This is a genomic window from Bacillus cereus, from assembly GCF_002564555.1.
GTDB lineage: Bacteria > Bacillota > Bacilli > Bacillales > Bacillaceae_G > Bacillus_A > Bacillus_A cereus_K.
The window spans coordinates 98,626-111,488 of sequence record NZ_NUVD01000089.1; the positions used below are offsets into that span (position 1 = coordinate 98,626).

A 12,863-nucleotide genomic window follows, 5' to 3' on the forward strand; every position below is an offset into this window, starting at 1 on the left:
ATAGTGCTATAATGAATGGTAGCATGTGAAAAATGCTAAAATTTTCAAAAGTATTAATATAGAAAGAGGAGGAGAAGCGATTGAGAAAGATATGGGGGATTCTTTTTCTTTGCTTAACATTCATGTTAGTTGGATGCGGTAAAGAAGAAAAACCACAAGAAGCGTTTGATACATATGCAAAAGCGTGGAATAAACAAAAATTTGCAGAGATGTATGATCAATTATCAGAAAATGCAAAAAAAGATATTTCTAAGAAAGAGTTTACTGAGAAATATGAAAAAATTTATTCTGGCATTGAAGTGAAAGATTTAAAAGTAGAAACAGGTGAAGTAAAAGAAGATAAAAAAGATGAAGGCCCTGTTCCTTTTAAAGTAAGCATGGATACAGTTGGTGGTAAAATTACTTTTGGACATGAAGCAAAAATGGTGAAAGAAAAAGATGGAGATAAAGAGTCTTGGAAAGTAGATTGGACTCCTGATTTTATTTTCCCAGGTATGACTAAAGATAGTAAAGTGCGTATGCAGACGACGCAACCGAAACGTGGTGAAATTTACGATCGTAACGGAAAAGGTCTTGCGACGAATGGGAAAGCTTCTGAAATTGGAATCGTTCCAGAAAAATTAGACGATACTGCTCCGCAAACGAAAGAAACTGTAGCGAAGTTGTTAAATATGTCTGTAGAAGAAATTGATCAAAAATTAGCTGCAAAATGGGTAAAACCAAATTATCTTGTACCAATTGGAATATTGCCTGAAGGGGCAACTCAAAATACGTACATCGATTTACCAGGCGTTGCAACAAAACCTGTAAATGTTCGTACATATCCGTTAGGAGAAGCGGCAGCACATTTAACTGGCTATATTGGAAAGGTAAATGCTGAAGATTTAAAAACGCTTCAAAAGAAAGGCTATCAAGCCGAGGATCCAGTTGGTAAGGCTGGATTAGAGCAAGTATTAGAAGAAAAGCTGCGCGGTAAAAAAGGTGGCCGTGTCTTTGTAGAAGATGCACAAGGAAAAGAAATAAAAAATTTAGCAAAAACAGAAGCTGTTGATGGAGAAAATGTAACTTTAACTATTGATAGTGCTACTCAAGAAAAAATTTATAATGAAATGAAAGGGGAAGCTGGGTCAAGTGCGGCGATTAATCCGAAAAGCGGAGAAACAATTGCTCTTGTAAGTAGTCCGGCTTATGATCCTAATTTAATTGCACGAGGAACATCAAAAGCACAACGTGAAGCTTGGAATAATGATCCGAAAAAGCCTATGACGAATCGATTCACACAATTATCGGTACCAGGTTCTGTATTTAAGCCAATTACAGCTGCAATCGGTCTGGAAACGAAAACGATTGATCCGAAAGAAGAATTGAAAATCGAAGGATTACAATGGACTAAAGATTCTTCGTGGGGTAATTATTATGTAACACGTGTGAAAGACGCAAATCCGATTGATTTTGATAAGGCAATGAAATACTCGGATAATATTTATTTCGCACAAGAAGCTTTGAAAATCGGAAAAGATAAATTTATGAGTGGAGCGAAAAAATTCGGATTCGATGAGAAACTACCAATTGAATATGGATTCCCTGCTTCTAAAATTGCAAATGACGGCATTAAAAATGATATTCAAATGGCAGATACAGGATATGGACAAGGAGAAGTGTTAATGACTCCTCTTCATTTAGCTTTAACATATGCGCCAATTGTAAATGATGGAAATATACCTTCGCCATACATTATCAAAACAGATAAACAACCAAAAGTTTGGAAAGAGAATGTCATTTCAAAAGGGAATCAGGATATATTAAAAAATGCTTTGACTAAAGTAATTAATGATCCAGATGGTACAGGGAAAATTGCTAAAATTGACGGCATGACTCTTGCTGGAAAAACAGGTACAGCGGAATTAAAAGTATCAAAAGAGGCCGAAGGAAAAGAACTAGGCTGGTTCGCTGCGTTTGATTTGAATTCACCAGATATGGTGGTTACAATGATGATTGAAGATGTAAAAGGTAGAGGCGGAAGTAATATTCCAGCTGGAAAAGTGAAACATGTTTTTCAAAAATAATCTGTAGTAAAAGGCTATCTCTATAATTTGTAGAGATAGTCTTTTTGGATGAAAATTTCTAAATATTTGTATACCGAACTATAAAGGAACAAGATAAATCATTAACTTACGAAAAAAAAGTAGCTATTTTTTATTGACATCACGTCCAACTTTTTGTATTATACTTACATAAGGTAAGTTATTTACTTTCAAATTATAAATCTCGAATTAAAGATAAAATGCAAAAAGGGAGAGAATACAATGACAAAAGTACTATTTATTACAGCAAATCCAAATTCAGCAGAGGGCTCTTTCGGTATGGCAGTAGGGGAAGCTTTCATCGAGGCTTATAAAAATGAGCATCCACAAGATGAAGTTGTAACAATTGATCTATTCAATACAACAGTACCAGCAATCGATGCAGATGTATTTGCTGCTTGGGGTAAATTTGCAGCGGGTGAAGGTTTTGAAACTTTAACTGAAACTCAACAACAAAAAGTTGCAGCAATGAACACAAACCTAGAAACATTTATGCATGCAGATCGTTATGTATTCGTAACTCCAATGTGGAACTTTAGCTACCCACCAGTAGTAAAAGCATACTTAGATAACGTAGCAATCGCAGGTAAAACATTCAAATATACTGAAAATGGTCCAGTTGGCTTATTAGAAGGCAAAAAAGCACTTCACATTCAAGCTACAGGCGGCGTGTATTCTGAAGGAGCATATGCAGCTGTGGACTTCGGTCGCAACCACTTAAAAACAGTATTAGGATTCATCGGTGTAAATGATACTGAATATATTGCAGTTGAAGGCATGAATGCAAACCCTGAAAAAGCACAGGAAATTAAAGAAGCAGCAATTGCTAATGCACAAGAACTAGCAAAACGTTTCTAATATAGAAAACTTCAAAAATGTCCAAACACTTGTTGTTTGGACATTTTTTCTTCTTTTTCCTTCGTTTGTCTAGTATAATGAAGGTCGGAATGATAATAGGTGGGGGTTCTGTATGATTCAAACGTTTTTTAAAATCTTTTATTTAATTTTAATCGTAATTGCGATTACACCAAGAATGTGGCGTCTTAAAAGACAAGTAAATACGATGTCACCACAAGAAAAAGATAGTGTTGTGTATAAAACGACAAATTGGTTTGGTAAGAAAATGGTTCGCGTAGCTGGAGGGGCAGTAGAAGTAAAAGGACTTGAAAATATTCCGAAAGACAAGCCAGTCCTCGTTGTAAGTAACCATCAAAGTAATATGGATATCCCTGTTTTACTAGGTTATTTAAATAAACCAATTGGATTCGTTTCAAAGGCAGAGATTAAAAAGTTTCCAGTTGTACCAACTTGGATGGAACTTATGAACTGTGTATTTATGAATCGAAATGATCGTCGTCAATCTCTTCAAGCGATTAAAGATGGAATTGAAATATTAAAAAATGGACATTCTATCGTAATTTTCCCAGAAGGAACGAGAAGTAAGGGTGGCGAAATTGGAGAGTTTAAAGCTGGTAGTTTTCATCTTGCTGTAAAATCTGGCGTAGCTATTTTACCAGTAACGTTAGATGGTACGTATAAAATGTTTGAGGCAAATGGAAACCGTATGAAACCAGCACATGCAACGGTAACTATTTCTAAGCCGATTACACCTGAAGAGTATGCAGATATGGATATTAAAGAATTAACAAAGCATACACAGGATGTTATTGCATCACAATTACATAAGTAATAAAAAAAGTTTCAGCTTGTTGTAAGCTGAAACTTTTTTTATGCCGTAAAATAATCAGCGGGGGTGTACGAAACCCTCCACTGATTAAAGAAGCACTTTATTTATGCTGCAGGTAAGACATAAAAGAGTACACAGAAGAACATCATTGTACTACCGCCTAAAACGAAAAGATGCCAGATGGCATGGTTGAAAGGGAGCTTTTCCCAAAGGAAGAAGATTGCCCCGACGGAATATAAAATGCCGCCTGCTAAGAGTAGAGAAAAACCATGTCCAGTTAGATTTTCATAAAGTGGTTTAATGGCAACAATTATGAGCCAACCCATAATGATATAGCATAATGTCGATGCTTTTATAAAGCGACGTACAAAGAAAATCTTGAAGACAATACCGCCAATCGCAAGTGTCCATATAATAGCGAGTAACGTCCAACCTAATGGGCCACGAAGCGTAATAAGTAGAAAAGGAGTATACGTGCCAGCAATCAATAAGTAAATGGCTGAGTGATCTAAAATAGTAAATAATTTTTCTACTTTTGGATGGTGAATGCTATGTAACAATGTTGAAAATAAGTACAGTAAGAACATGCTTACACCATAAACAGTAAATGCAAATACAGCTGATGCGGTACCGTGCTTAGAAGCATGGATAATTAATATAATTAAGGCAGGGATGCTTAAAATGGCACCGATACCATGTGTAATTGCATTTGCAATTTCTTCTTTCACAAATTGGGTCATTCGTGTCATTTTTTCAGTCATAATGCAAATCCTTTCTACTATCATAAAATAATATGTCGTTTCCCTTACCATATCATACACAAGGGCAATAGAAAATGAAATTTGTATAATTGATTATATTTTTGAATTTTTTTGACAAAAGGCAATGGATTTGTTGACGTTTTCAAACTTTTTTGACAAAATAAAATTATGTAATAGTAGGACAAATAAACTACTAATAAAGGGGATGGGGAAATGTTTTCAAATATTGGCTTTCCAGGGTTAATTTTAATTTTAGTAGCCGTACTCATTTTATTTGGTCCTAAAAAATTGCCGGAAATCGGGAAGGCTTTAGGGGAAACGTTAAAAGAATTTAAAAAATCAACGAAAGAATTGACAGATGACGCATTTGAAGAGAAGGAAAAGAAGGAAAAAATGTGATGAATGTTACTTGTAATGGATAAATAAAGTGTGGTGAACGAGATGGAAGATCGGGAAATGAGCGTAGTAGAACATATTGTTGAGCTTCGCAAACGAGTAATATATACAGTGTTATCCTTTGTATTATTTTTAATTATAGGTTTTACTTTTACGAAGGATATTTATTTTTGGCTAGTAAAAGATTTACCAATGAAATTAACTGTTCTCGGTCCGAGCGATGTGTTGTGGATATTTTTCTCGATTGCTACAGTATTTGCTATCGTTTGTACAATTCCTTTTGCTGCGTTGCAAATTTGGCTATTTGTAAAACCAGGTTTACATCCAAATGAACAAAAGGCGACGTTAATGTATATACCGGTATTGTCTGTATTATTTATTGCAGGTTTATGTTTTGGATATTTCATTGTAATGCCGTTTCTATTTCATTTTTTAACTACGATAGGTAATGAAATGTTTAATACGATGTTTACGACAGAGAAATATTTTCATTTTGTACTTAATTTAACAGTACCATTTGCTGTGATTTTTGAATTACCTGTAGTTGTAATGTTTTTAACAAGTATTGGAATACTAACGGCTGAATTGCTAATAAAAATAAGAAGGTATGCATACGTAGCATTGATTATCATTGCATCGTGTATATCACCGCCGGATTTTTTATCTCATAGTTTAGTTGCGGTACCACTTATTTGTATTTATGAAATTAGTATTGCTATATCAAAAATTGTAAGTAAGCGTAAACAAAAAAGAGAAGAAACACATTCGAAAAGTGCCTCGTTATAAAGGCACTTTTTTATTTAGTTGTTATACTATAGCTATAATCGTATACAATATAAAGAAGAAAAAAATTATAGAATCTCCGAAATTTAGACAAACTTTGCGCTTCTATAAGTTTATACTTATGCTCATAAGCTATATACTGGAAACAAGACTATCGTCTCAAAAGGATAATTAGATCGAGATGAGTCCTGCCAATACTAACTGTAGGAAAAACGTATTTTTTCAGTAGTAGGAGAAAACATGTATTTTACACAATGTGTCAAAACGTTAAGTGGAGGCAGTTCAAAAATCCAACGAAAAAGAGGATTGATATTGTGATTACGAAAAGTTTTTATTTCACTCATGCAACAGGGAATTGTATTAAAATATTTGAAATCCCTGTCCTACAAGCGCAGCATCCATTATCGTTTCTAATTCAGTCTCGTCTTCAATTATTTATTACAAAAATTCAAAAACAAAAGCACCCAAGATTTTCATATTCTTTCCGTGAATATTTACAAAATTGTTTGAAGTGGAATGATTATTCAAAGGTATATAAAACAAATACTCTTGAAAAGAATGCATAATTCAAAGTAGGACAGAGTTAGAAATACTCTGTCTTTTTTATTTTAGGTATAAAAATATAATTAATTTGATGAAATTTTGTTCGAAATTGTTGAAAGGATTAGGAATGCTAGTATAATAACAAGGAGAGCGTATTGGAAAGGGAAGAATATAATATGCAAAAAATTAAAATTGTAACAGATTCAACGGCAGATTTATCACAAGAGGTAATTGAGAAGTATGACATTCATGTTCTACCATTATCAATTTCTGTAAATGGACAAACTTATTTAGATCGCGTTGATCTACAACCAGATGAATTTATTGAAGAGATGGCAAAATCAGAAGAATTACCAAAAACATCACAACCAGCTATGGGTACATTTGTAGAAATGTATGAAAAGCTAGGAGAAGATGGGAGCGAAGTACTTTCCATACATATGACAGGTGGTATGAGTGGTACTGTTGCAACAGCAAATAGTGCTGCAACAATGACTGATACAAAAGTAACTGTTGTGGATTCTCAGTTCATTAGCCATGCATTAGCATATCAAGTAATTGAAGCAGCAAAAATGGCAAAAGAAGAACGCTCATTAGAAGATATTGTAAAAAGAATTGATGAAGTGAGAAAAAATACTCGTTTATATGTAGTCGTAGATACATTAGAGAACTTAGTAAAAGGTGGACGTATTGGTAAAGGTAAAGCATTTATCGGCTCTTTACTGAACATCAAACCAATTGCAAACCTTGATGGTGGAGCATACAATCCAGTAACGAAAGTTCGTAGTCAAGGACAAATTGTAAAGACACTAACTAAAATATTTGAGCAGGATACAGCAGGGAAATCTATAAAAGCTGTTGGGATTCCTCATGCAAAAGCAATTCCTTTAGCTGAAAGTATGAAAGCAGCGATTGAAAAAGCGAGTGGATTCGCACAATCTGAAATTTTCTATACAACGCCTGTCATTAGTACTCATACAGGTCCGGGTGCAATCGGATTTATGTATTTAGCAGAGTAATAAAAAAGCTACTTGAAAATGTATTTCAAGTAGCTTTTTTATGTGAAGAGAAAGTAAGAAATAAGAAGGGTTATACAGGCACTACCGCTAATGATATAGCGAATCTGTAAATATTCATTCATAGAAAACACCCTTTATGATTTTCTATAGTATATGATGGGTGCAAGAAATAAGTAGTTACGTTATACATGTAACGTTTCAATTTTTTCATTTACATGTTTATCATTTGTTGCAGTATTGTAAGTGAAAGTTTGGCCTAAAAAGAGAACATGCAGTTGCTCCCACGGTAACATACGTAAATTCCAGTTATTGCGAAGTCTTGTTACTGCCTCACGAGGTGTTTCATCAGCGAGTGCAAAAGTCCCGTAATGCATTGGTATAAAATGTGTAGCGTTTAAATCTAAATAAGCTTGCACTGCCTCTTCAGGTGAAACGTGAGATACTTTCATAAACCATTCCGGTTCGTACGCGCCAATTGGCATAAGAGCAATATCAATGGAAAATCGCTTGCCAATTTCTTTGAAACCTTGGAAGTAGCCACTATCACCACAAAAATAAATGGTTTCCATGGTAGTTTCATTATTAATAATCCATCCACCCCAGTGAGACGTATTCATATCAAATAATGATCTTCTCGTCCAGTGTTGAGCAGGTACGAAGTGAAATGAAACTTCATTAATTGTCGTACTTTCCCACCAATTATATTCTTCTACATGGGGGAATTTTTTACGGGTAAATAATTTCTTTAGGCCGATAGGTACAAGGTATAGAACATCATCATTTAGCTGGCGAAGTGTTGAAAAATCTAGGTGATCATAATGACCGTGTGAAATAAGGACAATATCAATTTTCGGTAGTTCTTCTATAGAAAGTCCAGGTTCTGTAAGTCTTGGTACTAGTTTTAATTTATTGGCCCATACTGGATCCGTTAATATATTAAGTCCATTCGTTTGGATAAGAAAAGTGGAATGCCCAATCCATGTGACGGTTGTTTTTTCAAAATTACTTTGCAAAAATGGACTTTGTTTAACAGGTGATTGTTCTACTAGGAATGAAAAGTCTTTTTTGTTTTGCTTTCGTTCTTTACGCCATCGTAAAAAAGAACGAATTGATTTTTTTGTGCTAACATTATCCATATTTTCATAGCGTTTTGCCATGAACATCACCTCATTTAAAATCGTTGTAGTTGTATTGTATCGAAATGTTGTTAAGGAATACAGTGTAAAACGTGGATTAATGTTTAAGTAATTGTTAAAAAATAGGGGGGAGTATTTACAAAATTAACAATGAACTTTGTTTTGCAAATACTATTTAGATAAATATTCGTAAAAAAATATATTTTGTCTAGTAATTCACTTGAATTTAAGAAACAACATACGTAAATTCGTACGATTTCGTGAACAAATGTAGTAAACAATTTTCTCGTAGTGTTAACTTTTGTTATTATGAACATAACCTATTTAAATTTAGGATAGAGAAAAGAGGTTTATAAATGAAGCGTTATCAAAAAATAATTGGTCTTATGGTTGTATTTTGTCTCTTTGTACTTGCTGGATGTAGTGAATCAGGCTCAAAGCTTCGTAAACCGTTAAACTGGGACTTAGAAACATTCCAATTTACAAATCAGGATGGAAAACAATTTGGTACAAAAGATTTAAAAGGGAAAGTTTGGGTTGCAGATTTTATGTTTACAAGCTGCCAAACAGTTTGTCCACCAATGACTGCTAACATGGCAAAATTACAGAAAATGGCGAAGGAAGAGAAATTAGACGTTCAGTTTGTGTCGTTTAGTGTAGACCCTGATCTTGATAAGCCAGAGAATCTGAAAACTTTCATCCAAAAATTCACAGAAGATACGAGTAATTGGAACTTGTTAACTGGTTATTCATTAGAGGATATTACAAAGTTTTCAAAAGATAATTTCCAATCACTTGTAGATAAGCCAGAGAACGGTCAAGTAATACATGGAACATCATTTTATTTGATTGATCAAAATGGAAAAGTAATGAAAAAGTATAATGGTATTAGTAATACGCCATATGAAGATATTATACGTGATATGAAACGACTAGTGGAGTAAAAAGAAGGGTGCAGAGCACCCTTCTTTTTTACATTAGTCTATAGATAAAATGTCATGTTGCTGAGGCAGTTTCGGCGCACGAATTTCTAGCACACCATTTTGATAGGAAGCTTTCGTTGCTTTTTTATTAATTGAATATGGTAATTTAATTATTCTTGATGCTTCTGAAATAGAACGTTCTCGACGATAATAGTTATGAGATGTCTGTTCTTCTGTCTCTTCAAGCATCTCTTCTTTTACAGAGACTTTTAAGTATTCATTTTGTATTTCAATTTGAATTTGTTCTTTTTGTATACCTGGTAGTTCAGCTGTAACAACGAGTTCTTCACCAACTTCATATAAATCTACAGGGAATGTTAATAAACGGTTTCCTTTTTGGAAAAAATGATTTAAATCAGCGATTACATTACGAAGTGGAGTTTGCTCAAAAAAATCATCAATTTGCTTTAAATAACTTCGAACTGGTGGGCGAGAAGAATCTTTTTTTTCTTCACTCATAGTATTCCCTCCTAGAAATCAATTTGCGATATCATATGACAAAAGCGGAGAAAGGTGAATGCCTAGTTTTCATGTTTTCATAAAAAATTGTTAAAAATGTGAAATGGAGTGATTTTTTTATAGTTTTTGGTCGCCATATTCAGTTGATTATGCTAGTATAAATAGGGTTGATATAGTAGTATAGAGACAGAATGAAAACCGAAAGAGGGTAAGAAGTATGTGTGGTTTTGTAGGATGTTTATGTGAAAACCCTAGAGGGTTTTCAGAAACAGAAAAACATCAATTTGAAAATATGAACACGATGATTTTCCACCGTGGTCCAGATGACGAAGGATATTTTCGTGATGAACATGTACAATTTGGCTTCCGCCGTTTAAGTATCATTGACTTAGAGGCAGGACATCAGCCGCTAACTTATGAAAATGATCGATATGTAATTATTTTTAATGGTGAAATTTACAACTATGTAGAATTACGTGAAATGTTACTTGAAAAAGGTGCAACGTTTGCAACGCAATCTGATACAGAAGTTATCATTGCATTGTATGCACATATGAAAGAAAAATGTGTAGATTACCTTCGTGGTATGTTTGCGTTTATGATTTGGGATCGTGAAGAAAAGAAACTTTTCGGTGCACGTGACCACTTCGGTATTAAGCCATTATATATCGCACAACAAGGTGATACTACATTCTTCGCATCTGAGAAGAAAAGTATTATGCATGTAATGGAAGACAAAGGGGTAAACCCAACGTCACTACAACATTACTTTACGTACCAATACGGTCCAGAACCAGAAACATTAACAATTGATGTTAATAAAATTGAGCCTGGTCATTATTTCGTAAAGGAAATCGGTAAAGAGATGGAAATCCATCGCTACTGGAAGCCGTATTTCAATGCTTCAAGCGCAACGAAAGAAGAGCATATCCAAGCAATTCGTGATGTATTATACGATTCTGTAAAAGTGCATATGCGTAGTGATGTACCAGTAGGTTCATTCTTATCTGGTGGTATCGATTCATCTATTATCGCTTCTATCGCAAGAGAAATGAATCCGAATCTTTTAACATTCTCTGTTGGTTTTGAGCAACGTGGTTTCAGTGAAGTTGATGTGGCGAAAGAAACTGCTGAGAAATTAGGCGTTAAAAACCATAACGTATTTATTTCAGCGAAAGAATTTATGGATGAGTTCCCAAAAATTATTTGGCATATGGATGATCCTTTAGCAGATCCAGCAGCTGTGCCATTGTACTTTGTTGCAAAAGAAGCGCGTAAACATGTAACAGTTGTTCTTTCTGGTGAAGGGGCAGACGAGCTATTTGGTGGTTATAACATTTATCGTGAGCCAAACTCCCTAAAAATGTTCTCTTACATTCCTAGCCCAGGTAAGAGCGTTCTAAAAGCATTAAGTGGTGCTCTTAAAGAAGGATTTAAAGGAAAGAGCTTCCTAGAGCGTGGATGTACACCAATCGAAGAGCGTTACTATGGAAACGCGAAAATCTTCCGTGAAGAAGAAAAAGCTGAATTAATGAAGTATTACAATGAAAGTGTTAACTATATGGATATCACGAAACCATTGTATAACGAAATTAAAGATTACGATGATGTAAGCAAAATGCAATACATTGATATGTTCACATGGTTACGTGGCGACATTTTATTAAAAGCTGATAAAATGACGATGGCGAACTCATTAGAACTTCGTGTACCGTTCTTAGACAAAGAAGTATTCGATGTTGCATCTAAAATTCCAACTGAATTTAAAATTGCTAACGGAACTACGAAAGCTATTTTACGTGAAGCAGCACGTGGAATTGTTCCGGATCACGTGTTAGATCGTAAAAAACTTGGATTCCCAGTACCAATTCGTCACTGGTTAAAAGACGAAATGCATGACTGGGCTATAAATATTATTAACGAAAGTAAGACCGAGCATTTAATCGACAAACAGTACGTATTAAACTTACTGGAAGCACATTGTGCAGATAAAGGCGATTATAGCCGTAAAATTTGGACTGTACTTGCATTTATGGTATGGCACCAAATTTATGTTGAGCATAAATACGATACGAATAAGTTCCATGAAGAAACAAAACGTGCGTATAGCTTAGTTTAATTAGAAAAACCTTAAGATCGCATATGGTCTTAAGGTTTTTTTCATAAATAGAACGTGTTATTGATACAATAATAGTAAAAGGATGGACAACATATGATTACGTTTGAGAAAGTAACTGTAGAAAATGAAAGCGTTGTTAAAGAAATGTTTAGCTCGCATAGTTTAGTTGAGAAAAAGGTACAGTATTGTGTAAAAGTTGATGATACATATATTGGTGTAATAGATTATAGTGTTCAAGAGGAAAGTGCTGTTTTATCTCAGTTAATTATTCATTTTGATTATCAAGGTTATGGTTATGGTACAAATACGTATTTTACATTTGAAGAAATGATGAAACAAAGAAGTATGAAAGAGATAATAGTATTACAAGAGGGATTAACGGAACAAGCTACATCTTTCATAGAGAGCTTTGGTTTTAATGAAGTAGATGGAACATATGTAAAGAAAATATAACGATGCTTGGCTATGCGGTAAAATAAATATAAGGCAGGTGGATGTATGACGATAACTTCTGGTCTTGTATTAATTGGAGGGTGTTTTATAGTAGCTGAGATGAGCCATATTTTCATCCGGAAAAGAATGAATAAGAAAAGAAAGCCATATGAATTACAATATGTCCCTGTGTTTTTCATTTTATTTTGTATGCTTGCTATATTACAAAATATGACTAACTTCCCACCACTTTTGAACATTTTTTTAAAGTTTGGCCTATTGTATAGTGGTGCCGGAATAGCTCTTGTATTTATTTTATTTTGCATACGCTATATTCACTATCAATCGTATATATTTATTTTAAATTGGTTAAAGCAAAATGAGAGGAACCGCCTTACATAAGGGGGTTTTTTATTTGCAATTGTAACGAAACTTGTGCATTTCACATAAAATAGGACGAG

14 protein-coding genes are annotated in these 12,863 nt (G+C 34.1%); 11 read left to right on the top strand and 3 right to left on the bottom strand.

All coding sequences use genetic code 11. The features are described 5' to 3' along the window. Positions 1 to 80 precede the first annotated feature (80 nt). From pbpC to COI75_RS20155, 3 genes are all read left to right on the top strand, one after another. Complete coding sequence (gene pbpC, locus COI75_RS20145; RefSeq protein ID WP_001227224.1) at positions 81 to 2,066, top strand: penicillin-binding protein 3; 1,986 nt, start codon at positions 81 to 83, stop codon at positions 2,064 to 2,066. Between the two features lie 240 nt (positions 2,067 to 2,306). Continuing rightward, positions 2,307 to 2,942 carry an FMN-dependent NADH-azoreductase gene (locus COI75_RS20150; RefSeq protein ID WP_000170030.1) on the top strand — a complete coding sequence of 212 codons (636 nt, stop codon included), beginning with the start codon at positions 2,307 to 2,309 and terminating at the stop codon, positions 2,940 to 2,942. Between the two features lie 112 nt (positions 2,943 to 3,054). Beyond that, positions 3,055 to 3,774 (top strand): lysophospholipid acyltransferase family protein, encoded by a 720-nt coding sequence (locus COI75_RS20155; protein ID WP_000616599.1) that lies wholly within the window; start codon positions 3,055 to 3,057, stop codon positions 3,772 to 3,774. A 101-nt stretch (positions 3,775 to 3,875) separates the two neighbouring features. On the opposite strand, the gene trhA is transcribed toward COI75_RS20155, so the two are convergent. Further along, the gene (trhA, locus tag COI75_RS20160) at positions 3,876 to 4,532 is read right to left on the bottom strand and encodes a PAQR family membrane homeostasis protein TrhA (RefSeq protein WP_000136881.1); all 657 of its coding nucleotides are present in this window, start codon (positions 4,530 to 4,532) and stop codon (positions 3,876 to 3,878) included. 213 nt (positions 4,533 to 4,745) lie between these two features. On the opposite strand from trhA, the gene COI75_RS20165 reads away from it, so the two are divergent. The 4 genes from COI75_RS20165 (at position 4,746) to COI75_RS20180 (ending at position 7,273) form a co-directional block, all read left to right on the top strand. Further along, a complete protein-coding gene (locus COI75_RS20165) occupies positions 4,746 to 4,931 on the top strand; it encodes a twin-arginine translocase TatA/TatE family subunit (protein WP_000492440.1) in 186 nt (61 codons plus the stop codon). Positions 4,932 to 4,973: 42 nt separating this feature from the next. Beyond that, positions 4,974 to 5,714 carry a twin-arginine translocase subunit TatC gene (tatC, locus tag COI75_RS20170; protein WP_000390134.1) on the top strand — a complete coding sequence of 247 codons (741 nt, stop codon included), beginning with the start codon at positions 4,974 to 4,976 and terminating at the stop codon, positions 5,712 to 5,714. 311 nt (positions 5,715 to 6,025) lie between these two features. Further along, positions 6,026 to 6,277 (top strand): DUF2535 family protein, encoded by a 252-nt coding sequence (locus COI75_RS20175; protein WP_000629008.1) that lies wholly within the window; start codon positions 6,026 to 6,028, stop codon positions 6,275 to 6,277. Positions 6,278 to 6,430: 153 nt separating this feature from the next. After that, positions 6,431 to 7,273: a DegV family protein gene (locus tag COI75_RS20180; protein ID WP_033657168.1), complete on the top strand. Its 843-nt coding sequence runs from the start codon at positions 6,431 to 6,433 to the stop codon at positions 7,271 to 7,273. Between the two features lie 182 nt (positions 7,274 to 7,455). Here the strand turns inward: COI75_RS20180 and COI75_RS20185 are convergent, their stop codons facing one another. Next, on the bottom strand, positions 7,456 to 8,430 hold the full coding sequence (locus COI75_RS20185; RefSeq protein ID WP_001129644.1) for an MBL fold metallo-hydrolase: 975 nt from the start codon (positions 8,428 to 8,430) through the stop codon (positions 7,456 to 7,458). A 335-nt stretch (positions 8,431 to 8,765) separates the two neighbouring features. Here COI75_RS20185 and COI75_RS20190 point away from each other — a divergent pair, with 335 nt between their 5' ends. After that, positions 8,766 to 9,353, top strand: coding sequence for an SCO family protein (locus tag COI75_RS20190; protein WP_000833336.1), 588 nt, complete (start codon positions 8,766 to 8,768; stop codon positions 9,351 to 9,353). Positions 9,354 to 9,386: 33 nt separating this feature from the next. On the opposite strand, the gene COI75_RS20195 is transcribed toward COI75_RS20190, so the two are convergent. Continuing rightward, positions 9,387 to 9,851 carry an Hsp20/alpha crystallin family protein gene (locus COI75_RS20195; RefSeq protein ID WP_001288093.1) on the bottom strand — a complete coding sequence of 155 codons (465 nt, stop codon included), beginning with the start codon at positions 9,849 to 9,851 and terminating at the stop codon, positions 9,387 to 9,389. Positions 9,852 to 10,068: 217 nt separating this feature from the next. On the opposite strand from COI75_RS20195, the gene asnB reads away from it, so the two are divergent. The 3 genes from asnB (at position 10,069) to COI75_RS20210 (ending at position 12,804) form a co-directional block, all read left to right on the top strand. Further along, positions 10,069 to 11,970 (top strand): asparagine synthase (glutamine-hydrolyzing), encoded by a 1,902-nt coding sequence (asnB, locus tag COI75_RS20200; protein ID WP_000333829.1) that lies wholly within the window; start codon positions 10,069 to 10,071, stop codon positions 11,968 to 11,970. Between the two features lie 93 nt (positions 11,971 to 12,063). Then, on the top strand, positions 12,064 to 12,423 hold the full coding sequence (locus tag COI75_RS20205) for a GNAT family N-acetyltransferase (RefSeq protein WP_000627526.1): 360 nt from the start codon (positions 12,064 to 12,066) through the stop codon (positions 12,421 to 12,423). Between the two features lie 45 nt (positions 12,424 to 12,468). Next, entirely contained in the window at positions 12,469 to 12,804 is a 336-nt protein-coding gene (locus COI75_RS20210) for a hypothetical protein (protein WP_000156789.1), read from the top strand. Positions 12,805 to 12,863 lie beyond the last annotated feature (59 nt).